The organism is Collinsella sp. An271, from assembly GCF_002159695.1.
GTDB lineage: Bacteria > Actinomycetota > Coriobacteriia > Coriobacteriales > Coriobacteriaceae > Collinsella > Collinsella ihumii.
Genome location: NZ_NFJE01000003.1, coordinates 241,717 through 265,560, shown reverse-complemented (window position 1 = coordinate 265,560; position 23,844 = coordinate 241,717). Strand labels below are relative to the sequence as shown.

Annotated in this window: 24 protein-coding genes; 7 read left to right on the top strand and 17 right to left on the bottom strand. The window is 66.9% G+C overall.

Features of this window, described 5'->3' with window-relative positions; all coding sequences use genetic code 11:
- Positions 1-38: 38 nt before the first annotated feature.
- The 16 genes from B5F74_RS04275 to B5F74_RS04200 form a co-directional block, all read right to left on the bottom strand.
- The gene (locus B5F74_RS04275; RefSeq protein ID WP_087200294.1) at positions 39-809 is read right to left on the bottom strand and encodes a phosphoribosyltransferase family protein; all 771 of its coding nucleotides are present in this window, start codon (positions 807-809) and stop codon (positions 39-41) included.
- Between the two features lie 174 nt (positions 810-983).
- Positions 984-2,624, bottom strand: coding sequence for a regulatory iron-sulfur-containing complex subunit RicT (gene ricT / locus B5F74_RS04270; protein ID WP_087200292.1), 1,641 nt, complete (start codon positions 2,622-2,624; stop codon positions 984-986).
- Positions 2,615-3,745 (bottom strand): DNA polymerase III subunit delta', encoded by a 1,131-nt coding sequence (holB, locus tag B5F74_RS04265; protein WP_087200290.1) that lies wholly within the window; start codon positions 3,743-3,745, stop codon positions 2,615-2,617. The genes ricT and holB overlap by 10 nt, the downstream gene beginning before the upstream one ends.
- A 2-nt stretch (positions 3,746-3,747) precedes the next feature.
- Entirely contained in the window at positions 3,748-4,422 is a 675-nt protein-coding gene (gene tmk / locus B5F74_RS04260; protein WP_087200288.1) for a dTMP kinase, read from the bottom strand.
- 362 nt (positions 4,423-4,784) lie between these two features.
- A complete protein-coding gene (locus B5F74_RS04255; RefSeq protein ID WP_087200286.1) occupies positions 4,785-5,765 on the bottom strand; it encodes a hypothetical protein in 981 nt (326 codons plus the stop codon).
- 305 nt (positions 5,766-6,070) lie between these two features.
- Positions 6,071-8,629, bottom strand: a complete 2,559-nt coding sequence (locus B5F74_RS04250; protein WP_087200284.1) for a DNA topoisomerase I — start codon at positions 8,627-8,629, stop codon at positions 6,071-6,073.
- A 423-nt stretch (positions 8,630-9,052) separates the two neighbouring features.
- Entirely contained in the window at positions 9,053-9,943 is an 891-nt protein-coding gene (locus tag B5F74_RS04245) for a DUF4097 family beta strand repeat-containing protein (protein WP_087200282.1), read from the bottom strand.
- A gap of 2 nt (positions 9,944-9,945) precedes the next feature.
- Positions 9,946-10,644 carry a helix-turn-helix transcriptional regulator gene (locus tag B5F74_RS04240; RefSeq protein ID WP_087200281.1) on the bottom strand — a complete coding sequence of 233 codons (699 nt, stop codon included), beginning with the start codon at positions 10,642-10,644 and terminating at the stop codon, positions 9,946-9,948.
- A gap of 292 nt (positions 10,645-10,936) precedes the next feature.
- Positions 10,937-11,620, bottom strand: coding sequence for a hydrogenase nickel incorporation protein HypB (gene hypB / locus B5F74_RS04235; protein WP_087200279.1), 684 nt, complete (start codon positions 11,618-11,620; stop codon positions 10,937-10,939).
- 39 nt (positions 11,621-11,659) lie between these two features.
- Positions 11,660-12,013: a hydrogenase maturation nickel metallochaperone HypA gene (locus B5F74_RS04230; RefSeq protein ID WP_087200278.1), complete on the bottom strand. Its 354-nt coding sequence runs from the start codon at positions 12,011-12,013 to the stop codon at positions 11,660-11,662.
- An 8-nt stretch (positions 12,014-12,021) separates the two neighbouring features.
- Positions 12,022-12,813 carry a twin-arginine translocase subunit TatC gene (gene tatC / locus B5F74_RS04225; protein ID WP_204212440.1) on the bottom strand — a complete coding sequence of 264 codons (792 nt, stop codon included), beginning with the start codon at positions 12,811-12,813 and terminating at the stop codon, positions 12,022-12,024.
- On the bottom strand, positions 12,813-13,415 hold the full coding sequence (locus tag B5F74_RS04220) for a twin-arginine translocase TatA/TatE family subunit (RefSeq protein WP_087200276.1): 603 nt from the start codon (positions 13,413-13,415) through the stop codon (positions 12,813-12,815). Before B5F74_RS04220 ends, tatC begins: the two co-directional genes overlap by 1 nt.
- 149 nt (positions 13,416-13,564) lie before the next feature.
- Entirely contained in the window at positions 13,565-13,879 is a 315-nt protein-coding gene (locus B5F74_RS04215) for an STAS domain-containing protein (RefSeq protein ID WP_087200274.1), read from the bottom strand.
- A gap of 60 nt (positions 13,880-13,939) precedes the next feature.
- Positions 13,940-14,647 (bottom strand): tetratricopeptide repeat protein, encoded by a 708-nt coding sequence (locus tag B5F74_RS04210; RefSeq protein ID WP_087200272.1) that lies wholly within the window; start codon positions 14,645-14,647, stop codon positions 13,940-13,942.
- A gap of 22 nt (positions 14,648-14,669) precedes the next feature.
- On the bottom strand, positions 14,670-15,056 hold the full coding sequence (locus B5F74_RS04205; protein WP_087200270.1) for a hypothetical protein: 387 nt from the start codon (positions 15,054-15,056) through the stop codon (positions 14,670-14,672).
- A gap of 271 nt (positions 15,057-15,327) precedes the next feature.
- On the bottom strand, positions 15,328-16,611 hold the full coding sequence (locus tag B5F74_RS04200) for an aminotransferase class I/II-fold pyridoxal phosphate-dependent enzyme (protein ID WP_087200268.1): 1,284 nt from the start codon (positions 16,609-16,611) through the stop codon (positions 15,328-15,330).
- 189 nt (positions 16,612-16,800) lie between these two features.
- On the opposite strand from B5F74_RS04200, the gene B5F74_RS04195 reads away from it, so the two are divergent.
- Positions 16,801-17,055: a hypothetical protein gene (locus B5F74_RS04195; protein ID WP_066828745.1), complete on the top strand. Its 255-nt coding sequence runs from the start codon at positions 16,801-16,803 to the stop codon at positions 17,053-17,055.
- 46 nt (positions 17,056-17,101) lie between these two features.
- Positions 17,102-17,515, top strand: a complete 414-nt coding sequence (locus B5F74_RS04190) for a hypothetical protein (protein ID WP_087200267.1) — start codon at positions 17,102-17,104, stop codon at positions 17,513-17,515.
- Positions 17,516-17,813: 298 nt separating this feature from the next.
- On the opposite strand, the gene nhaA is transcribed toward B5F74_RS04190, so the two are convergent.
- Positions 17,814-19,139, bottom strand: coding sequence for a Na+/H+ antiporter NhaA (gene nhaA / locus B5F74_RS04185; protein WP_239283352.1), 1,326 nt, complete (start codon positions 19,137-19,139; stop codon positions 17,814-17,816).
- Positions 19,140-19,775: 636 nt separating this feature from the next.
- Between nhaA and thiS the strand changes: the two genes are divergently transcribed.
- From thiS to B5F74_RS04160, 5 genes are all read left to right on the top strand, one after another.
- Positions 19,776-19,973, top strand: coding sequence for a sulfur carrier protein ThiS (gene thiS / locus B5F74_RS04180; protein WP_087200263.1), 198 nt, complete (start codon positions 19,776-19,778; stop codon positions 19,971-19,973).
- The gene (gene thiF / locus B5F74_RS04175; protein WP_087200261.1) at positions 19,973-20,620 is read left to right on the top strand and encodes a sulfur carrier protein ThiS adenylyltransferase ThiF; all 648 of its coding nucleotides are present in this window, start codon (positions 19,973-19,975) and stop codon (positions 20,618-20,620) included. The genes thiS and thiF overlap by 1 nt, the downstream gene beginning before the upstream one ends.
- A gap of 107 nt (positions 20,621-20,727) precedes the next feature.
- Positions 20,728-21,537 (top strand): thiazole synthase, encoded by an 810-nt coding sequence (locus B5F74_RS04170; protein ID WP_087200259.1) that lies wholly within the window; start codon positions 20,728-20,730, stop codon positions 21,535-21,537.
- A gap of 2 nt (positions 21,538-21,539) precedes the next feature.
- Positions 21,540-22,871 (top strand): 2-iminoacetate synthase ThiH, encoded by a 1,332-nt coding sequence (thiH, locus tag B5F74_RS04165; protein ID WP_087200257.1) that lies wholly within the window; start codon positions 21,540-21,542, stop codon positions 22,869-22,871.
- Positions 22,872-22,928: 57 nt separating this feature from the next.
- A complete protein-coding gene (locus B5F74_RS04160; protein ID WP_239283345.1) occupies positions 22,929-23,648 on the top strand; it encodes a thiamine phosphate synthase in 720 nt (239 codons plus the stop codon).
- The last annotated feature ends 196 nt before the right edge of the window (positions 23,649-23,844 follow it).

Sequence of the window (23,844 nt, the reverse complement as noted above, 5' to 3'; positions counted from 1 at the left end):
CGCGGAAGGTACGTCCCCCGATTTGCACTCGGTATCCCCTACGAACCGCCCACGACGCGCGCGAGGGAGAGCGCATCGACATGGCGCGCGCCGGCGTCGATGAGCGCATCGGCTGCCGCGGCGACGGTGGCGCCCGTGGTGACGACGTCGTCGATCAGCAGCACGCGCATGCCCGCGACGTCGGCCACGACCTCGTAGGCGCCGAGCGCCTCCCGGCGCCGGCCCTCGCGCCCCAGCGCGCGCTGGTCGGACGCGCCGTGCTTTGCCAGCGCGTCGAGCAGCGGTTTGCCCGCGAGCTCGCACAGATGGCGCGCGGGCAGCTCCATGTGGTCGAAGCCGCGCCGCCGAAAGGCCGAGGCCGTCGCGGGCACGAACGAGACGGCGTCGGCATCCGAGAGGATGCCCCCGTAGCGTTCGGGCACCACCGCCTCGGCGTGCTCGGCGGTATCCAGCAGCATCTCGGCAAACAGCGGGGCCAGGCGCCGCTCCCCCGCATCCTTGTAGGCGCGGATCATCCGGGCAAGCGGTTCGGTGAACTCCGCCATGGCGAGCACGCGCTCGGGAGCCCGCACGATCGGTGGGGCCGCCCCCTCTTGCAGCGGGGCGCATTCGGTGCATACCAGGCTGCCGAAGGGAGCCCCGCAGCGGGTGCAGCTGAGCGATGGGTCGATGAGCCTCAGCTCGTGCAGGCACCGCTCGCAGACGAGCGCGCCCGGCCGCTCGCACCCCGCGCAGCGCGTGGGAGAGAGAATCTCGAGCGCGGCATCGCGCGCCTGCTCGAGCAGCGTCGCGAGAACCTGCCTGGACATGGGCCACCCCCTTACCGCCCTCGCCTGAAATGCTGAGACTATACCCCGCGCCGCGCCCCGCATGCGCGAGCGCGGCGCATTCTTTGCGCAGGGCGCGCCAGGTGCACGCGGTATCGGCGCCGCCCCTATGAAAAAACGGCACCCCGTCTGCCGGGGCGCCGTCATCTCATCGGGTTACTGCTGCGGGGAATCTCCCTCGCCGCCTGAACGCGGCTTGCGCGAACGCCTCCTGCGGCGGCGCTTCTGCGTTGCCGCTGCGTCTCCGGCCTCCGCCTGATCGCGACGCGCGGCGTCGGGGGCCTGCGTGCTCTTCGCCGCAGCTCCCCCGCCGTCTCCGGGACGACGGCGCGAGACCTTCACCTCGCCGGAGGCCACCTGCTCCGCCACCGAGGGCACGTCGGGCTTCGACTGCTGCTGGCGAGGGGCCTCGGGGCGTGCGCCCTCGGCCGCGGACTTATGGCGGCGACGGCGCGAACGACCGGGAGCCGCCTGATCTGACGGGGCGGCCTTGCCCTCGGTCGCGCGCTCCTGCTCCTGGGCGCGGGCGGCAGCGTTGCGGAACGCCTCGTTGCGGTCCTCGGCGCTTAAGTGGCGGCGGCGACGGCGCGAAGGCGCGGCGCCTGCGGGCTGCTGCGCGGAAGCCTCGCGCTGTGTGGGAGCCTCGGGAGCGGTGCCGTCGGCGGCTTGCGAGCGACGGCGACGACGGCGCTGGGAAGAGGAGGCGTCCGACGCGTCCGCTTCCGCCTTGCCCTTGCCGCGCCCGCGCGAGGACCTGCCGGAACCCTGGCCCGCAGCGGCAGCCTCGGCCTCGCGCTGCTTTTTGCGCCGCGGGGTCGGGCTCGAGGCCGCGATGCGGTCGGAGCTGTCCAGACCGTCGCCCACATCGACGCCCATCTCGCGGTCAAGCTCCATCAGGGCGAGCTTGATCTCGGGCGACTCGATCTTGTCGAGAATGTCGCGCGTCACGGTGTCGGGACGACAGGCGCACCCCTGCTCCTTGCTGCGCTTGACGCATTCGTCGGAGCACGTCATGTCGGCCAGGTTCACGCGGAACACCTTGCCGCTCTCGAGCCGCAAGACCAGCTGCTCCTTCGGCGTGTCGTACTCCTGGATGCGCGCGCGGCCGAGCGGGGTCTCGATGATCGCCTTTTTCTTGGGCGCGCGGCCCTTGAAGTCCTTGTAGGCCTCGAACTCGTAGCGCAAGCAGCACATCAGACGGCCGCACACGCCCGAGATCTTGGAGGAGTTGAGCGGCAGGTCCTGCTCTTTCGCCATGCGGATCGACACCGGCTCGAACTGGCCGCCGAAGCGCGTGCAGCACAGCTCCTGGCCGCAATGCGCATAGCCGCCCACCAGGCGCGTCTCGTCGCGCACGCCGATCTGGCGCATGTCGACCCGCATGCGGAACCGGCTCGACAGGTCCTTGACGAGCTGGCGGAAGTCGACGCGGTCCTCGGCGGCGAAGTAGAAGACGACCTTCTCGCCGCCGAAGAGGAACTCGACGCCCACGGGCTTCATATCGAGCTGGTTCTTCTCCACAAGCTCGCGAAAGTCGGCCATGGCGGCCTCGCCGCGACGCGCAAGCTCGTCGGCGCGGTCGCAATCGGCGTCGCTCGCGATGCCGAGCACGGGCTTGAGCGGGGCGGACAGGTCCTTCTCGGCGACCTCGCGCGGATCGGCGGTCACCATGCCGAACTCCGTGCCGCGCTCAGTCGAGCAGATGGCGTAATCGCCCTGCACGATATCGAGCCCGTGCGGGTCGAACCACAGATCGCGCGACGCGAAGGGGAACTTGACGGGAACAACTACAGGCATACAAGCGCCTTTCTGATATCGAAGAGCATGACCTCGACGGTCAGCTGGGGGGTAATGTTGCGAGCGATGCGCTTCTCGGCGCGGCCGACCGCCTCGAGCGCGGCGATAGCGCCGGCGGTCGTGGTGGACGCGGCGAGGCGCTCGACGATGTCGCGCACGTCGTCGTTGACGACGCCGTCCGGCGCGCCCTCGAGAAGCATCAGCACGTCGCGCAGCAGGGTGCGCACGCTTGCCAGCGCCTCCATGATACCCGAACGCTCGCGCGCGGAAAGCTCGCGCTTGTTCCTCTCCTCGAGCTGCTTCAAGGCTCCACGAGAGAGGTAGTCCGCATTTTGCTCCAGCACCGCCTGCTGCGTGGATTTGACGTCGGCGAGCGGCGCGTGGATGGCGACCATAAGGTCTTTGGCCGCAAGCAGGATGTCCGCCTCGTCGGCGCGCGGGAGCGCATCGACCGCCCGCAGCATCTGGCGGCGGGCCTCCTGGCGCTCGGCGCTCTTGAGAAACGCCGCGGCGCGCGCGGGGCTTCCCGCCACGGCCACCGCCATGCGGCAGCGCGGCTCGGGCAGGCCGGTCGCGCGCGCGACGGCATCCGTCGACTCATCGGTCGACAGCATGCGGAACGGCACACACTGGCAGCGCGACACGATCGTGGGCAGCATGACGTCGGTCGAGGTGCCGAGCAGGATGAACGTCGTGTTCTCCGGCGGCTCCTCAAGCGTCTTGAGCAGCGCGTTTGCCGAATTGGCGCGCAGCTGCTCGGCGCGGTCGACGATATAGACCTTGCGCGGGGCGCGGATGGGCGCGAGCGCCACGTCCTCGAGCAGGTCGCGGATCTGGGCGATCAGGTATCCCGTGGCGCTTTCCGGCTCATAGAGATGCACGTCCGGATGGGTCTTGCGCGCGACGCGGATGCAGCTGTCGCACGCGCCGCAGCCGCCCTGCTCGCACAGCAGCGCCTGCGCGAGCGCCCAGGCCGCGTCGAGCTTGCCGGATCCGGGCGCCCCCACGAACAGGTACGCGTGGCTCGCGCGGTCGGTCCGGACGGCGCGTTCCAGGAAATCCCGCACGCGCGGCTGCGTGTCGAGCTGCGCCAGCAGGCTGTTGTTCGCCGATGCGGACATCGCTACTCCGCGGGCGCCATCAGCGCCGACAGCGCCGAGCGCGCATCGTCGGCGGAGACGGCGAGGCCCACGCCGGCGAGCTCCGCCAGCACGCAGGCGAACACGGCATCGATGGGCTGGGTCGCGTCGACGAGGCGCACGCGCTCGGGATGCTCGCGCGAGATCGTGCGGAATCCGTCGGCGACCCGCTGCTGGTACTCCAGGCCCTTGGCCTCCATGCGGTCCGGGGCGTCGTCGCGCTGCTCGCGACGCGATGCCGCGGCGGCGGGGTCGATATCGAACACGAGCGTGAGGTCGGGCACGCAGTCACCGACCGCCAGCGCGTTCGCGACGTCGGCGTCTTCACGGGCGACCGTGCCCGCGAACGCCTGGTAGGCCGACGTGGAGTCGAAGAACCGGTCGCATACGACCACCTTGCCCTCGGCGAGCGCGGGGCGCACGATCTCGTGCACGAGCTGGGCGCGCGCCGCCTCGTAGAGCAACAGCTCGCAGGTATCGCACATCGCCTTGTTCTCGGGGTCGAGCAGAAGCGCGCGTATCTTCTCGGAGATGGCCACGCCGCCCGGCTCGCGCAGGCTCACGACCTCATGGCCGGCATGTTTGAGCGCCGCGGCGACCAGGCGCGCCTGCGTCGACTTACCGCAGCCGTCGATTCCTTCAAGCGTGATAAACGGCATTCGATCTCCCTTCAGTTGCACCCCGTCATCATACCCCAGGACCCCTGGGCGGCACTGATCAATTGCCTTCGAGGCGATCGGCCCCGTGGCGAGACGGATGCGGGTGAGGACGAGGAAGGCACAGTGGCGCTGCGGCGACGCAGTCTGAGCGCGTAGGCGCCCGCCACGGGGGCAACCGGCGCGGAATGAATTGATCAGCGCTTCCCAAACTACGCGTTCCGCAGCATGACCTGAATCGACGGTACGCCATAGGCACGCGGCCTCATCGAGAGTACGCTATAGGCACGGTTTCGAGTGCAAAACGTGCCTATAGCGTACCGTGAACAGGCCGGCGTGCCTATAGCGTACCGTCGATTGTCCGCTTACGACGTCTCGCGGAGCGGTATCCCTGCACAGGTCAACAAGCGGCGCATGTAATCCTCGTCAATCGCCTGGGCAAATGAAAAGCGGACGACGAGAGCCCTCGTGAGGTTGAGGTGCGATTCGCGCAAGCGCTCATCGGAAAAGTTCTCGATCGCCGCCTCGATATCCTTCGCGACATCGCCCGTCCCTTTGTATTTTCCCTTTCCATCCAATTCCGCCATAACCTCGGTTCCGTCGGACAGAAGCCAATAGTAGTCAACGCGCTTTACCTGAGTCGAATCCATGGGATCGACAACCTCGCGCTGCAGTTCGGGAACCACGAAGCCGAGTTCGATCATGACGGCGCGGGCGACGGACTCCCCGCCGTTCTCGCTTTTGCCGTCGACCCATTGCAGCACCTTGCGTGCCGTCGCAATCCCACGCTTCCTCTTACCGCAACTGTCGAAATACACCTTGAGCTCCGAAACCGTCGTCAGGTTCCAATGCACAGCGGAATCGACCACAGCAAGACCGTAGCGAAAGCTTGCGGAACAGGCACAGTCGAGCAGCGTCTGGAAGAGTGATGTCACCCGGATGCCCGCCACGACCATAGGCTCGACATCCCCCATCTGATGGCAGGTGATAAACCCGCCAGGCTTGTATTTACGTTCATGAGATCCGACGACGATGTGCACCGTGTCCAGGTACCGGTGAGAAACCTGAAGCCCATAGACAAGGGCAGCAGAAAAGGATGCGAAGATCCACGTAGGATGCTTTTGAGCCACGGCACGGATGAGATACATCGCTTGGGCGCGTTTCGAGAGGCTCTTGTACACGTCGCTTCGTGCGAAATAGCCTTTCGCCGGCTCAACCACCCGACCAGCATCTCGCCTGCGCTTCAATGCCATGACCTCAGTATGCGACGAAGCGAACGCGAGCCGATACGCGTGCTCCGCCTCATCCAGCAGACGGTCGGCGCACGCTTGCTTCCTCTCGCCCATCTGCAACACCCCCTTTGCGGAGAAACCGTATCAGCAAGATGCCTTACCGGTCTCAAACGGGGATTGACATGCTTCTTACCGCGCAGCTCAAACCCGTAGGCGTGCGCCCGCGCAGAGAAACGTAATCGGCGAATGGCCACCCATGCGCCCCAAACGGCAAGAAGTTGAGAGGCGCCGCGCCCGATGGTCGGCACATCGACGGTACGCCATAGGCACGCGGCTTCACCGAGAGTACGCCATAGGCACGTTTTCGAGTGGAAAACGTGCCTATGGCGTACCGTGAATCCAACCGTGAATCCGGCAGGCTACTTCTTGGAAGATGACTTCTTGGTCGAGGCCGACTTCTTGGCGGTCGTCTTCTTCGTGCTCGACGAGGCACCCTTGCGGCCGCGACCCGATGCGGCCTTCTTCTCCTTGCTCGGGCAATCCATGTTCACGCAGATGCGCCACGGGCCGCGCGCGGTCTGCACGACCACGATCGGGGCCCCGCAGTGCTCGCACACCTCGCCGGTCGCCTCGAGCTTGCCGCGCCCGGGAAGCGGATAGGACACGCCGCACTCCTCGTAGTTCGTGCAGCGGATGAAGCGCTTGCCGCTCTTCTCGGACTTGTGCGCGATCAGGTCGCCATGACGGCCGGCCGCGGCGCATACCGAGCACTCCCCCACCTTGAGGTCGGGCTCGTAGTTGGTCGGGCACTTAGGGTTCACGCACACCTCGTACGCCTTCTGCCTAAACGGCTGGCACTTGATGCGCGGGGCGCCGCACTCGGGGCACACGGCCGCCTCGCCCTCGAGCGGGCTCACGCGCACGCCGGAGGGAACCGGATAGGTCACGTCGCAGTCCGGCCAGCCCATGCAGCCGATGAAGCTGCCGCGGGTCTTGGCGCTCGTCTTCATGACGAGGTCCTTGCCGCACTTGGGGCACGTGCCGACCTTGGCGTCGGCCGTCACCGCATCGGAGATGGCGTCACCCAGATCGTCCTTGTGCTCGATCAGCGCATCGAGCATGCCGGCGAGCAGCGCACGCGAGTGGTAGACCACCTGGTCCTGCGTGTCGGCGCCCTCGGCGACATGCGTCATGTCCTCTTCGAGCTCGCTGGTCATGTCCGGCGTGGTGATGCGCGGCGCGAACTCGTGCAGCGCGTCGATGATCGCCATGCCGAGCTGACTCGGCTCGATGGGGCCGCTCGGCGTACCCTTGAAGTATTTCACCTGGTAGAGGCGCTCGATGATACTCGCGCGCGTGGACTTGGTGCCCAGGCCGCGCTTCTCCATCTCCTGGACGAGCTTGCCTTGGCTGTAGCGCGCCGGGGGCTCGGTCTGCTTGGCCTCGAGCTGCATGTCGCGCACGTCGACCGTATCGCCCTGCTCGAGCGCGGGCAGCTGCTCGTCCTTCTTGAGGCCGAAGGGGTATACGGCGCGGAAGCCGGCGACCTTGAGCACGTCGCCCGAAGCCTGGAACGGCTCACCGGCGACATCGATCTCGATCTTGGTCCCCTCGATGACCGCGGGGTCGGAGAGCGTGGCCAGAAAGCGGCGCGCGATGAGGTTGTAGAGCTTCCACTGGGCGGGCTCGAGCTTGGTGGGATCCGCCGCGGCCGTGGGGTAGATCGGCGGGTGGTCGGTCGTCTCGGTCTTGCCACGCGTCGCGGTGAGCTTCTCGCGCGAGAGCAGCTCGCGGCACGCGGGCGCGTACTGCGGAACGCCCGAGATGGCCTTCACGGTGGCGCGCAGGTCGAGCGAGCGCGGGTAGACCGTGTTGTCGACGCGAGGATACGAGATGAGGCCGTCCATGTAGAGCGACTCGGCGATGCGCATGGTGCGCGCCGGGCTGATGCCCTCCGCGGCGGCGGCCGCCTGCAGCGAGGTGGTGTTGAACGGGGTCGGCGGGCGCTGGGTGCGGCTCTTCTTCACCACGCTCGTGACCGTGCCGGTCGATGCGCCCTCGACATGGGCAAACGCCGTCGCGGCCGCCTGCTCGTCCGTGAAGCGCCCGGCGCTGTGCGCGATCTTGAACGCGTCCTCCTCGCCGGCGCCCTGCGGCGCCGCCTCGCCCGAGATGACCCAGTAGTCCTCGGGCTTGAACGCCAACCGCTCGCGCTCGCGCTCCACGACGAGCGCGAGCGTGGGCGTCTGGACACGGCCGGCGGAGCGCACGTTGCCAAAACCGCCGAACTTGGCCATGGTGAGGTAGCGGGTGAGCGCCGCGCCCCAGATGAGGTCGATGTACTGGCGCGACTCGCCCGCATCGGCCAGGTTCTGGTCGAGTTCCACGAGGTTGTTGAAGGCGTGGTCAATCTCGGCCTTGGTGAACGCGGAGTAGCGGGCGCGCGATACGGGCACGTCCGGGGCGACGTCGCGCACCATGGCGAGCGCGTCGGAACCGATGAGCTCGCCCTCGCGGTCGAAGTCCGTGCCGATCACGACGGAATCGGCCTTTTTGGCAAGGTTCTTGAGCGCGCGGATGATCTCCTTCTCCGCGGGAAGCTTCTCGATGGGCGCCCACACGAGATACGGCAGGCTCGGCACCTTCCAGCCCTTGATGTCGATGCCGTCTTTGAGGAAGGGCTTGCGCTTGGACTCGTACGGCGGGCGGGCGAGCCCGTCGGGCACGTCCGCGGGAAGCATCTCGCCGTCTTGGGAGACCGCATACCAGCCGAGCTTCTTGTCGAATTTGAGCTCCGTGGGGAAATCGGGGGCCAGGATGTGGCCGCGCAGACCGATGGTGACCCACTCCTCGCCGTCGACCGTAAAGCGGTAGACGGGCGTGTTGTAGACCTTGTCGGCCTTGGGCTTGCCGACGCTGCACAGCAGGCGCGCGATCTGCTGGGCGGCGTCGTTCTTCTCGGTGATGACGAGCTTCAAAGCGGCTCCTTACGTATATATGGTGCCCGCGGGGCACGGCCGCGGGCGTCAAGTCGTGTACCGCAACGTACCACAAGTGAGCCGCAAGCGCGAATAATTCACCCGCACGCAAAGTACTGCACGCGCGGGGACGCACCTTCCGCGTGCATTAGCGCAAACATGGGGACGTACCTTGCGCGTGCATTAGTGCACGCGCGGGGACACCCCTTGCCCGCGCGCGAACCCAAGACCCGCCATTGGGGACAGGCGCACATGGCAGATCCTTGATGCCGCCACGTCGAGATGGCAGGCCTTGGGCGATCAGCCGTGTGCTCCCGTCCCCGATAGCGGGTCAGGGGTGTCCCCTGCGTGCATTAGTGCACGCGCAAGGTACGTCCCCGGATTTGCATAAGTGCATGGAACAGGTACGTCCCCGTGCGTGCATTAGGCGATGTGGATTCGTCCGCTCACGCTACCGAGGTCGATGTCGCAGGCGCCGTCTCCGATGACATAGGAGCCGTCCTCATCGACGGTGTTGAGCTCAAAGGGCGTCGACAGTCCTCCCGAGACCGTGTCGGCCGCAAGCGTGAACCCTAGCCCGTCCGGCACATCGAGCTCGATGGCGCCGCTGACGGTGGATACCGAGATCTCGCTCGGCGCGCCCTCGGTCAACGTCAGGTACACCCCGCCGCTCATCGTAGAGACGTCCAACGCCTCATAAACCTCTCCGGAAACCTCTACGGGGCCGCTGACGCCGCCGATCGACGCGTCCTGCGCGCGGATGCCGTCGAGCGTGATGTTGGAGCTCACGCTTGCGACCGAGAGATCCTCGCTGACAACGCGCTCGACATCGATGGTCGAACTGACGCTCTCGATGTCGACGTTGCCGAACATGAGCGCATCGTCACAGGGCACCTCGACGACAAGCTCCATGTGCGGATACGTGCCGCCGCTATCGGGTAGGCCGTCATCGATCTTGAGCGTCTTGCCCTCCTGCGTGAAGGTGGCGTTGCGCGGATCCATCTCGTAGTCGCCGGCGGCAACGCGCTCGATGACGCGAATCTGGTCCCCATCCCCCGCAACGAGCCTGATCGAGCCGCACTTCCAATCGATATCGAGATCGTCCACCTCGGAGGCGGCAAACGATTCGGAGCGGTCGATGGGGGCCTCGAGCGAAACGGGCTTCGACCCGATCGAGAAGCCGCCGATCTGGATGACGGGGAACCAGCGCGTGAACAGCCCGGACCACCCCGAAGCGGCGATCATGAGGATGAGCGCGATCGCCGCGATGCCGACGCCGACCCTCACCTTGTCGCCCTGCGAAAGACGCGACATGGCTATCGCCTCCCCTCTTCATCGGAAGAGATGCCCTGCGGCGCCGCGGGCGCCGCGCCGTCGTCTCCCCTTTCGAGCGAATCGTCCATGATATTGGCGATCCAACGATAGATGGGGATGGTCAGAAACACGAGCCACGCGGTCGTCCACGCATGGATGCCAAAGCAGAACACGAAGAAGAGGACAGTCGCGACCACGCTGTACGGAAACGAGCGCCATGGGCCGCGGCGGCGCGGGGCATCGGATGCGGGGCCCGCCGGGCTTCCTGCGGCCGCAGCGGCGGACGTCCGCGCGCTCGCCGCCTGCTCGCTTGCCGCGGCGGCCGCCTTCGCGGCACGGGCCGCCGCCTCGCTCGCCTGGGTCGCCGCGGCGGTAGCCTGCGCCATGGCCTCCTGATGGGCCCGTTGCTCGCGCAGGGCCTCCTCCCGCTCCGCTTGGGCCCGCGCCGTCTTTTCGGCGCGCTCGGCGTTCTCGAAGGCGACATCGTCCTCGACATCCTTGTCCACGTTCAACAGGTCGTCGAGGCCCACGCCGTACAGGCGCGCGAGCGCGATCAGGTTCTCCGTATCCGGCGAGCTCTCCGCGCGCTCCCATTTGGAAACAGCCTGACGGGACAGGCCCAGCTCGTTGGCGAGCGCTTCTTGACTGTAGCCCTTGGCGCGCCGAAGCTCGGCCAAGCGCTGAGCGATCTGCACGTTCATGTGAACTCCCTTCGCCGACGACACGCGTCCGTCGACCTAGCGACCATACGAGATTCTACCGATATCGATACGCCTCCCCGGTCGACGATTCGATTCCGCCCATGCATGCAACAGTGCACGAAACAGGTACGTCCCCATGTTTGCACCCATGTTTGCACGCTTTGGGCGTCCGGCGCCTCCCTCGGTGGGATGGCAGCTGTACCGTACCGAGAACGCACGATAGCGCGCCAGCAAGTCTGGTGGGAATTTTGCCGCAACTATCGGTTGCGTATGCGCTGAGCAGGAGTTTTGCCTACGCTCGCGCCATCTCGATCTGATGCGCGAGCCACGTTGCCCACGCTTCCATGCCCTCGCCCTTGGTGGCGCTCACCGAGAACCGGGGTGCTGTGGGGTTCAGGTCGTCGAGCACGCGATGGTAGCCCTCGATATCGAAGTCGAACGCGGGCGCGACATCGATCTTGTTGAGCAGCAGCGCCCCGGCGTGCTGGAAGATGCCGGGATACTTGATGGGCTTGTCGTCCCCCTCGGGCACCGACAGGATCATGATCGAGAGGTTCTCGCCCAGGTCGAAGTCGACGGGGCACACGAGGTTGCCCACGTTCTCGATGAAGATGACGTCGATGGCATCGAGGCCCACGCCGGCATCGAGCGCATCGATCGCCTGGCCGATCATGTTGCCCTCGAGATGGCACAGGCCGCCGGTGTTGATCTGGATGGCCGGCATGCCCGCGGCCTTCATCTTGATGGCGTCCACATCGCTCGCGATATCGCCCTCGATGACAGCGCAGCGGTAGCCGAACCGGTCGCGCAGGATCTCGTTCGTGGCGAGAATCGTCGAGCTCTTACCCGAGCCCGGACTCGACAGCACGTTCACCACATAGGTGCCCGTGCGCGCGAACCGCTCGCGCAGCTCGGATGCGATCCGCTCGTTGCGCGACAGGATGGAGCTGCCGATAGCTACCGTCTTTTCCGCCATTCGTTCCTCCTCGGTTTGACAAGACGCCCCCATCTTGCCCTACGTCTCGTCCTCAATCTCCATGGAGACGATGTCCATCTCGCGCCCGGCCACCAGATGGGTCTCGCGGCTTCCGCATGCGGGGCAGCGCAGATGGAACCGGTCATGCTCGAACGTCTCGCCGCACGCGCTGCACACGCTGCGCGGGTGCACGTACTCGACCTCGACGGTCGCCTCCGCAGTCAGGGGATCGTCTTCGCGCAAGACGTCCCACGCGAAGTCGAACGATTCGGGGTTCACCTCCGCCATGTCGCCGATGCGCAGCAAAACAGAAACGACGCGCGAAGCACCCGCCTCGCGCGCCGTTCGCGTCACCACGTCAAGAACTCCCGAAACCAAGCCGAGTTCATGCATGGGCAGACCTACTCGTCGTCCTCGTCATCGGAGAACAGGCTGATGCGCCGTTCGGTCAGGCCCTTCTTGCCCTCGCGCGCCACGATGACGATGCGCGTCACGAACAGCGAGATCTCGTAGAGCGCGAGCATCGCCGCGTACATGAACAGCAGCGTGACCGGGCTCGCATCCGGCGTCACGGAGGCGGACACCACGAGCATGATCACGTAGATGTAGCGCCATGCGGAGCGGAACGTCGCGTACGGCACGATGTGGAACACGGCGAGGTAGAACACGATGAGCGGAAGCTCGAAGGCCACGCCGAAACCGATCATGAGGAGGATCTCGATGTTGATGTAGTCCTCGAGGTTGGGGGCAATGTTGGCGATGGACAGCGTCTCACCGATCAGCCATTCGAAGCCGGCCGGCACGATGACGAAGTAGCAGAAGATCGCGCCAATGAAGAACAGCAGCGTGGCCATAAGCACCGTGGGCACCACCCACTTGCGCTCGTTGGGCTTGAGCGCGGGCAGGAAGAACGCGAGGATCTGCCACACGATCATCGGCGTGCACATGACCGCGGCGGCCTTGATGGCCAGACCGAACTTGATGGCGAAGCCGCCGAGCGACGTGTAGATGGCGGGCTCGATGCCCTCGGGCAGCGCCGGCAGGATCGGCTCCTGCAGGATGTCGACGAGAACCGGCGTGGCGAAATACATGACCACGGTCGCCACGAGCACGGACACGATGACGATGGTCAGACGGCGCCGCAGCTCACCCAGATGGTCGAGCAGCGGCATGCGAGCGGGTCCGATGGGCATTACTGCTCGCCTCCCTCAACGGAATCGGTGGAATCCTCGGCCTGGGCGGCCTTCGACGCGCGGTGCTTGCGCGGACGGCGGGCGTACAGGTCCTCGGTGGTCTGCACGGCCGGCTCGGCCTCGGCCTCGGCCTCGGCGGACGCGGGCGCCTCGGCGGGCTCGTTCGCGTCTGCCTGTTCGGTCGCGGGGGCCTTTGCGGCGGCGGGGGCGTCGGACGCATCGGCCGCAGCCGGCTCGGCGCCCGCCTCGTTGGCGGCTGCCGCCTCGCGCTCGGCCTTCTCGGCCGCCAGGCGCGCGCGGCGCTCGGCGAAGGTCTCCTTGCGCTGGGGCGCCGCCTCGGCGCCCTCGGATGCGTCGAGATCGGCATCCTCGTCATCGACCGCCGCCCGCTCGGCCGCCTTGGCCTTGGGTGCGCTCGCGGCCGCGGCCATCGGGTCGACGACCTCGGTTTGGACGACGTTCGTCAGCTTCTCCTGCGTCTGACGGAACTGACGCAGCGCGCGGCCGATCGTATGGCCCATCTGAGGGAGTTTGTCGGGACCGAAAAGCAGGAAGGCAAACACCAAGATGATTACCAGTTCCGTTCCGCCGATACTAGGCACGGAAAACCTCCTGTTTGCTCATGCGGGCCCGCCGGGTACCGCACCCGACGGGCAGACGATTCATACAACTGCTGAAGTATACCGCGCGGATCGCCGGCACGAATCGCGTACGCGAAATGCGCACGGCGATATGCGCGAGGGCATCGAGGCTATGCCCCGACGATGCCGATCTCCTTGTCGACGCCCAGAAGCTGCGCCACGCGCATGACGTTGGGCTGGGCGTTGATGACCTCGAAGCCCTTCTCGTGCTCCGCCGCATGGTGAGCGGCGCCCACGAGCACGCCGATACCCGTGGAGTCGATGTAGGACACGTTGGTAAAATCGAGCGTGAGCTTCGCGGTGGGCTGCTCGAGCGCCAGGTCGATATGGTCGCGCAGGGCGCCCACGTTGGAGATGTCGACCTCGCCCGCAACGGACACGAGGTAGCGCTCTGGCGTCGGGGTCGTCGTGATTCCGAGTTCCATATTATTGTGCTCCTTACGTTCTCATCGGTTCAACGTGCACGCCGCCGCAGCCGCGCTCCGCTACGAGGCGCTGAGCGCGTCCAGGTGCTGCTGGGCATAGTCCTTCACGCCGTACGCGTCGCTCGAGTCGCTCTCGATCGCGCGCTCGTAGGCCGCTATCGCCTCGTCGGTGCGCCCCTCGGTCTCGTAGAACATGCCGAGGTTCGCCCATGCGGGGCCAAAGCTGCCATCTTCCGCGGTGAAGGATTCGAGCTCCGCGATGGCACGGTCGCGGTCGCCGGTGTAGAAGATCGAGATGGCCCGGTCCACTTCCACCGACTTCGAATCGGGATTCTGCTCGAGATAGTCGTCATAGCGCGCGATGGCCTGGTTGAACAGGTCGACGACGTGCGCGTCGTCCTCGTCGGTGGCCACCACGTCGCGCGCGGCGACGCCCCAGTCGAAATAGCCGTTGGCGAGCTGCAGCAGCGCCGAGGGGTTGCTCGGGTCGCTGTCGTACTGCGCCTGCAGCTGCTCGACGACCGAGGCGTAGTTCGCGTCGACATGGGTCATGTCGTGCTCGCCGGAGGTGACGGCCTGTCCTGCGGCCTGCGAGGAGCCGTCGGTTGCGCCGTCGGCTGCCTGGGAGGTGGAATCCGCGGTGCCGTTCGCGGCGCCCGGGGTCAGCGCACCCGAGAAGACCACGGCCGCGATCGCGACCACGATGACCGCCGCGACCGCCAAGACGATCGCCTGCGCGCGGCGCGTCTGTTGGGCATCAAAAGCCATACGTCGCCTTCCTGCTCGCTACCTACTGCGCCGACCCGGCAGACGACGCCCCGTCGCCCGTGGCGACAGACGCCGTGCCGTCCTCGTTAATGTCCAGCTGGGGATGGCCCTCGGGCAGAACCTCCGAGGAGTCGATCGCGTCGCTGCTCTGCTGGGTGGCGGCGCCCCCGGAGGACCCCAGGGCGTTCAAGGCCGTCGACGTGCCGATAAGATAGCCGATGACCATGCCGAGCAGAAGCGCGATGGCTGCGATGGCGACGACCATCCAAAACGGGGGCGCCGAGGTCTCCCGGGCGGCCTCGCGAGATGGGGCCGGGCCGCGCTGCGCGGGCAAGGCGGCAGGATCTTGGGGTGCGGCGCCCGCCGCCTCCATCAGCTCCTGCTCGTCATCGAAAAACTCGTCGGCCATATCTCAACTCCCGTCGGTTGTGCATGTGCGGCATGCATTCCGTCTATTGTAGCGGGTCCGCGGCACTTTTTGGGACGGGCCGCCCTTGGGCCCATCAAAGCTCTAGCGGGCAGTGCAAATCGGGGGACGTACCTGTTGCGTGCAAAAATGCACGCAACAGGTACGTCCCCCGATTTGCACGATACGCGCACGTGCGCCTTTGCCCCTGTCGGCGCCGCGCCGACAGGGGCAAAGGCGGCTCCGTCCCAAAAGTGCCGCGGAATCCGTTTGGCTACGCGCGGGCCTCGCGCGCAAGCTGGGCGGAAACGAGCTTCACCGCGAGCACCAGCACGTCGAGCGCCTCGGAGAGCTCCTCGACGCTCGGATAGGTCGGGGCGATGCGGATGTTCGTATCGTGCGGATCGTTGCCGCCGGGCCACGTGGCGCCCGCCGGCGTGAGCTTGACGCCCATCTCGGCGCACAGCGCGCCGACGCGCTTGGCAGAGCCCTCCGGGCCGTCAAACGACACGAAGTAGCCGCCGTGCGGATGCGACCACGTGCCGCAGCCGGTGCCGGCAAGGCCCTCCTCGAGCTTCTCCTCGACGCAGGCGAAGCGCGGGCGCAGGAACTCCGCATGCCTGCGCATGTGGGCGCGCACGGCGTCCAGGTCGGGCAGGAAGCGCGTGTGCATGAGCTGGTTGAGCTTGTTGGCGCTGATGAGGCCGACCTTCAGCGTGTTCGCGACCTCGACCACGTTGGCCGCCGACGAGCCGAAAAACGCGATGCCCGCACCCGGGAACGTGATCTTCGACGTGGACGCGACGCCCAGGATGCGGTCCTCGTTTCCCGCCTCGCGCGCCAAGTCGAAAACGTTCGCGAGCACATCCGGCGTATCGGTGAAGTCGTGCACCGCGTACGCGTTGTCCCACACGATGCGGAAGTCCGGCGCGGCCTTCATGGTCGTCAGACGGCGGACCGTCTCATCGGAGTAGGTGATGCCCGTCGGATTGGAGTACTTGGGCACGCAGAACATGCCCTTGATGGAGTCGTCGGCGGCGCACAGGCGCTCGACCTCGTCCATGTCGGGGCCGGTCTCGGTCATGCGGACCGGAACGTTCTCGATGCCGAGATCCTGCGTGATGCCGAAGTGGCGGTCGTAGCCGGGCGCGGGGCACAGCCACTTCACGCGGTCGAGCTTGCTCCACGGGGTGTACCCGGGCACGCCCTTCTCCCAATAGTGGATGAGCACCGACTGCATGATGTTCAGGCTCGAAGACCCCAGCACGATGGTCTGGTCCGCCGGCAGGCCCAAGAACTCGCCCGCAAGGCGACGCGCCGAGGGGATGCCCTCGAAGCAGCCGTAGTTGCTGCAGTCCACGCCCTCGTCGGTGAGATCGGCGCCGCTCGAGAGCAGATCGAGCATCGGGCGGGAGATATCGACCTGCGCCGGCGACGGCTTGCCGCGCGCCATGTCGAGCTTGAGCCCCTTGGCCTTGACCTCGTCAACCTGTCTGGTCAGATCCGCCAAAGCGGCATCAAGCGCGGCAGTATCCATCTGCTCATACATTGTCTGCATACCGGGACCCTCTTCCCTCGCGTGAATCGCTAGCCTGCATCCATGCAAAAACAGGACAGGCGATCGGTCGTACACGTGCGCCTTAGTATACGCACGCGATGTTTCCGATGTGTGTCGACCCTGTACATGCTGCCCCGATTTGCGACCGTGGTAGATTTATAGCGGACAACCCGTACCCAAGGAGGACACATGCGACTTGGATCGTTCCAGGCGGAAGAGTTCGGCGAGCTTCAGCGGCTCGTGGACGGCATGTTCACGGGAAGGCAGGTCATCGACCGGCTCGACCTCGTGGTTCAGGCCGAGATCTTGGACCTCGCGCCCGACCTTATGGAGATCGTGACGCTGCTGCCTCCGGGCACCTACGATCGGCAGCGCCTCTGCGACCAGCTGAACTCGGCGCTCGCGGCCCACGGCTGGGGCGGAACCTACGGCACGGTAGAGTAAGACGGGCGGCCCCGAAACCGAACGCTCACCTTGGAGGAGGTATCGCATGGACAAAGACCTGCGCACAGAGATCGATGAGGCCATCGAGGCCGCGGACCGCGCGCTCGAGCACCTGTACCGCGCGCGCGACCTGCTGCACTCGGCGCGCAACTGGGGCGCGTTCGACATCTTGGCGGGCGGCTTCATCTCATCGCTCATCAAGCGCGGCAAGATGTCCGACGCCCAAGACGAGCTCGACGCGGCCCGCAGCGCGCTCGCGACCTTCGCCTACGAGCTGCGCGATATCGACGGCTTGCAGGGCGTGAACATCCAGACGGGCAATCTAGTGCTGGCGGCCGACCTGTTTTTGGACAACCCCTTTGTGGACCTGTACGTCCAGGGAAAGATCGACGATGCCCGCTACCAGGTCAACCGCGCCATCGAGCAGGTCGAAAAGGTGCGCCGGCAGCTGGCGGGCTGACGCGGGGCGCGCCCATGCCGAGGCCGCGTCGCGCGCTATGATTTCGCGATCGTGGTCAATTCACCCATCGAACCGGGTTCGGTCCATGGCTGAGACAATATATTGCGATGCGTCCCTTCACTTCTTGCAAGACTGAGCGGCGCGTCGACCGAAGAACCCGGCGCTTCATGCCCATGGCGAACGGACAAACCCGCCCGGAGAGCTCCTCTGGGCGGGTTTGTCCGTTTATACGCAGCCGGCATTCCCGGTTCGATGGGTGAATTGACCACGATCGCGGATAGATACCGCGCCACGGCCCCTACGCGCGCTTGTGGCACACGAAATGCATGTAGATCAGGCCGATAAGCGCCGCAGAGATCGATCCCGCCAGGATCGCCGTCTTGGCGGCGAGCAGCTCCGCGGGGATCTCGGTGAACGCCAGGCCGGCGATCAGGATGGACATGGTGAAACCGATGCCGCCCAGGATGCCGACGCCGACGACATGCGGCCAGCGCACGCCGGTCGGGAGCTCGGCGAGCTTCGTCTTGACGAGCAGCGCGGTCATGCCCACGATGCCGATCGGCTTGCCCAGCAGCATGCCGAAGTACACGCCGAGCGCGACGGGGTCGAACAGAAGCGTCGCGGGATCGACGCCGACCAGCCTGACCTGTGCGTTCACGAACGCGAAAATCGGCAGGATGATGAAGTTCACCGGCGTGGAGATGGCGTGCTCCAGACGCTGCAGCGGCGGCGTCACGCGGTGCATCACGCGCTCGACGCCGTTGACCGCATGCGTGAAGTCGTGCTGGCCGAGGATGTGCGCCTCGTCGTCATAGCGGTCGTCGAGCTCGGGGAGCTTCGCGCGCACCCATTCCACCAGGCCGCCCGCATCGATGTCGGAGCGCGCCGGGATGGTGAACGCCAGGATCACGCCGGCGAGCGTCGCGTGGACGCCGGACTGGTACAGGCAGAACCACAGCACGAGACCGAGGGCCAGATACGGCGCCAGGCGGAAGTGCCTGCGGATGTTGAGGACGACCAGCAGCGCGGTCACCACCGCGGCGGCACCGAGCCACATCATGCTCGGGGCATGGCCGTAGAACAGGGCGATGGCCACGATGGCCAGCAGGTCGTCGGCGATGGCGAGCGTCGAGAAGAACACCTTGATCGCCGGGGGCACGCGGTTGCCCAGAAGCGAGAGCACGCCGAGCGCGAAGGCGATATCGGTCGCCATGGGGATGGCCCAGCCGTAGACCGCTCCCCCGCGGTTCACGAACGCGTAGATGCAGGCGGGCGCGATCACGCCGCCCACCGCAGCGAGCATCGGCAGCATGGCCTGGCGCGGGCGCCTGAGCTCTCCGACGGTCATCTCGTATTTGAGCTCGGTGCCGACGAGCAAAAAGAAGATCGCCATGAGGAAGTCGTTGACGAACAGCTCGAAGCTGAACGAGAACTCCCACCCGGCGATGCCGATCGACACCGGCAGGGCGAACCACTCGTGCAGCGCATAGTACGCATCGGTGTTCGCGCAGATCACCGCGGCGACGGCGGCGAGGATCATCACGCAGGCGGAGATGGTGCCGTTGGAGGTGATGCGGTCGAGCACGCTACGGCGCTCGATGCGCAGGCGCTGCTCATCGCTCATGAGCGGCACCCGTATGCTCGGAGCATCCAGGGCAAGCGCCTTGCGCTCGACCGCCTTGGCCGTCCGCTGGTTGTGCATGCGCTTACGCTTTGTCATGTCAGCTCCGATCCTTTCTGCACCAAGCGTCCTTCTCACAAAACCGCGGGCGCCGCATCCGACGTCCCGCGGTTCGTAATAAATTATTATTGACTCTCAAGCCCTCATGCGGCAGTTCTTTGGGAACGCGCGGCAAAAGCGGGCAAGCGGTCTGTAGGCTCCGGGGAAGCCCCGAATACAGCATCCCCTACCCGTGATAAAAACCCACCGATTCGATAGGCGATAACATGGAACATCCACGGGTCGTGCGCAGGTTCTGCACAGGGCGCTTCACAGCAAGGCCCGGCGCTCGCGGGCCCATCGCCACGCCCCCCTCCGCTTTGCTGACGGCGCGACCACAGCGCATTGACGGGCCGGCTTCGGCGAGGTATCCTTCACGTCAGAGTACGCAGCGCGTACGAAGGGGCGCACCACCTCGGGTGCGGTGTCCCTTCGTGCGCGCTTTTTTGTTGGCTCGACGCCCCACTCTTGCAGCGGAGGCGCGGTGGCCGCGGGTGCGTGCTCTTGGCTGGCGACGATTCCGTAACGAGAGGAGGTCCCATGGCACGGGTGAACGGCAAGGAGGATCCGTCGGTCGACGGCCTTACGCTGGTGCAGCTGCTCGACCGGATGGACTTTGAGGGCACGCGCGTGGCGTGCGAGCTCAACGGCGACATCGTGCCGCGCGCGCAGTTTGCCGAACGCACGCTGCGCGCCGACGATGCGCTGGAGATCGTACGGTTTGTGGGAGGCGGCTGATGGACGAGGGCAACGTGCGCGCCGGGGCGGCAGACCCCCTTGCGGCGCGTATCGGAACGGCGGCGCGCGAGCGCCTGCGCGCGGCCTGCGTGGGCATCGCCGGCGCCGGCGGGCTGGGGTCGAACATCGCGGTCATGCTGGCGCGCAGCGGCATCGGCGCCCTGCGCATCGTGGACTTCGACGCGGTCGATGCGAGCAACCTCAACCGCCAGCATTACTTCCGGCAGCACGTGGGCGTGCCCAAGGTCGAGGCGCTAGCCGATCAACTGCGCGCCATCGACCCGAAGATCGTCGTGGACGCCCGGTGCGAACGCGTGACGGCGGCCAACGCACGCGCGCTCTTTGCCGGCTGCCCCCTTGTATGCGAGGCGTTCGACGCCCCGGAGGCCAAGGCGCTCCTGGTCGAGGAGCTTCTCGCCCAGCCTGACGGCCCGGTGGTCATCGCCGGCAACGGCATGGCGGGCCTGGGGCCGGCGGCGGAAATCGTCACGCGCCGGATGGGCCGACGGCTTTACCTCTGCGGCGATGGAAGGTCGGACGTGGGCGCGGGCCAGGTGCTCTACGCGCCGCGCGTGGCGCTGTGCGCCGCCCAGCAGGCGCTTCTCGCCCTGCGCCTCATCATGGGAGAGGAAGCACCGGAGGGCTAGGGCGCGTTCCCTCGTCCCTATCGCACGTAACGCAACGACCCTCTGCGCCCCGTCCCAGCGATGGAACAGGCGCGGCAAGGGTCCCAGAAAAGAGAGGAGCATCATCAATGTCAGAGCATACGCAAACCGCCTGCCAGGCCCCGGAGGCGGATACCTGGCTGCTGGGCGGCAAGGAGTTCAGCTCGCGCTTCATCCTGGGTTCGGGCAAGTTCAGGCTGGACCTGGTCCGCGCGGCCGTCGAGGACGCCGGCGCCGAGATCGTGACCTTGGCCGTGCGGCGCGCCAACACCGGCCAGGAAGGCAACATCCTGGACGCCATCCCGGACGGCGTGACCCTGCTGCCCAACACGTCGGGCGCCCGCACCGCCGAGGAAGCCGTGCGCATCGCCCGCCTGGCGCGCGAGCTGGGTTGCGGCGACCTCGTCAAGGTGGAGGTCATCCGCGACACCAAATACCTGCTGCCGGATAACGTCGAGACCGTCCGCGCCACCGAGCTCCTTGCCAACGAGGGCTTCACCGTGCTGCCCTACATGTACCCCGACCTCAACGTGGCGCGCGATCTGGTCTCCGCCGGCGCCGCCGCGGTCATGCCGCTAGGCGCGCCCATCGGGTCCAACAAGGGCCTGGTCACACGGGATTTCATCCGCATCCTCATCGAGGAGGTCGATCTGCCGGTGATCGTGGACGCCGGGATCGGCCGGCCGTCGCAGGCGTGCGAAGCCATGGAGATGGGCGCCACGGCGGTCATGGCCAACACGGCAGTGGCCACCGCCGGAGACATCCGCCTTATGGCTCGCGCCTTCGGCCAAGCGGTGGAGGCCGGTCGCGCAGCGTACCGGGCCGGCCTGGGCCGCGTGTTGGACACAGGCGAGGCGTCGTCCCCGCTGACCGGTTTTCTTGAGGAAGAGGGGCGGTAGCCATGGCGGACAAGACCGAGCAGGGCGAGAAGGACGCATCGGGCACCGTTCCCGAAAACGCCGCCGCGGCCCTGGCCGCCGGCGACCTCACCACGGCCGACCTTCCGCGCGAAGCGGTGGGCACGCGCGCGTACCGCCTCGCACCGCTGTCCCAGGAGGCGCTCGACGCGGCCATTCACACGGATCGCGCCCTCGATCCGCTCACGTTCCTGCCGGACATGGACGTGCTGGGCGGCGGCATGTTCGACCGGGTGCTCGATGCCGCCGAGGCGTACGATCCGAGCGCCGTGACCGCCGCCGACGTACGCCGCGTGCTGGCCGAGGACACGGTGGGGCCGGAGGACTTCGGCGTGCTTCTCGCCCCCGCAGCAGAACCGTATCTGGAGCAGATGGCCGTACGCGCCCAGCGCGAGCGCGCGCGGTGGTTTGGCGCCAACGTGCAGTTCTTCACGCCCCTCTACATCGCCAACTACTGCGAGAACCGCTGCGTGTACTGCGGTTTCAACTGCGCAAGCGACATCCGCCGCGCGCAGCTGAACGAGACCGAGATCATAGCGGAGCTCGACGCCATCGCGGCCACGGGCCAGGAGGAGATCCTGCTGCTCACCGGCGAGGACCCGCAGCGCAGCAGCGTGGACTATATCGCACGCGCCTGCGAGCTCGCGGCGGAGCGCTTCCGCACGGTGGGCGTGGAGGTCTACCCCGCCAACGTGGCGGACTACGCGCGCCTGCGCGCCGCCGGCGTCGACTACGTCACCGTGTTCCAAGAGACCTACGATCCCGTGCGCTACGGCAAGCTCCACCTGCGCGGCCGCAAGCGCATCATGCCGTACCGCTTCGAGGCGCAGGAGCGCGCGCTGCGCGGCGGCATGCGCGGCGTGGCGTTTGCGCCGCTGCTGGGCCTAGCCGACTTCCGCCGCGATGCCCTGGCCTGCGGCCTGCACGCATGGGAGATCCAGCGCGCCTACCCCGCGGCAGAGATCAGCTTCTCGTGCCCGCGCATGCGCCCGGCCAAGGGCGGCGTCGCTCCGCATGCGCCGCACGTGAGCGAGCGCCAGCTCATGCAGGTCATCTGCGCGTACCGCATCTTCATGCCGTTTGCGGGACTCACGGTGTCCTCGCGCGAAAGCGCGCGGTTCCGTGACCACGCGGCCGTCATCACGGCCACCAAGGTATCGGCAGGCGTGTCGACGGGCGTGGGCGAGCACACCCACCAGGCCGACGAGGGCGACGATCAGTTTGAGATAGCGGACACCCGCGACCTCCCCACCATGTGCACCGCCATGCGACGGATGGGTCTGGAGCCGGTGATGAACGACCACGTGCTGGTGTAGCCGCCGCGCCCGCCCGCAGGCGATGCGCCGATCAACGAAAACTCAGAGAGGAGCGCCATGGTTGACGAGCATATCGTATCCGGTCGATCAATGGAGGTGAGGGCCGTCGGTGCCGCGGGGACGACCGGGGCGGCCAGTCCTGCCGCCATGCAGACGTCCGCCCCGGCTGCCGCCGGCGCTGGGGCGGCACCCGCTGGCGCACCGAGCCTTGCCGTGCTCTTCTCATCCGGACAATTCGCTCGCGTGGCGATAACGGATCGGCTCAACTGCACACGCCCGCTTCCCGATCAGGTGGAGCGGCTGGCCGGCAAGGTCGACGCACTGGTCCTGCGCGAGAAGGACCTGGCGCCAGACGCCTACGAGCGCTTGGCGCGCGACGTGCGCGCAGCCTGCGAGCGCGCGCACGTCGCCTTCATCGCCCACTCCTTTGTCGAGCCCGCCCGGCGCGCGGGCGCTCGGAGCCTGCACCTGCCGCTGCCCGTGCTGACGCGCACGGGCCGCCCGGCGGGCTTTGAGCTGGTGGGCACCAACGTTCACGAGTTGGACGAGGTCGTCGGCGCGGAGGCCCTAGGCGCAGACTACCTCATTGCCAGCCCTGTCTTCGCCCCGTCGTGCAAGCCGCTGCCCGGGCGCGGCCTGGATTTCCTCAACGCGGTTATCGCCCGGGCCCATGTTCCGGTGCTCGCCCTGGGCGGCGTCACCGACACCACCGAGCAACAGATCCGCCAGACCAAGGCCGCAGGAGCCTGCCGCATGTCGGGCTACATGCGCCTCTGACGAGGCTTATGCAGGAGGCCGCCTGCATGCGGAGCTATCGCCGCGGCATACGCGATCGGCACGCATCGTTATTCTCAATGTAAACAGGGTATGACCCGCCGATTGCCGTTCAAAGAGGGCGAAGCGACCCTTGGAAAGAGGACGGCAGGCGCGGGCGCTTCATCGGGGATCTCGAATTGATGCCGGCCCCGGGAAT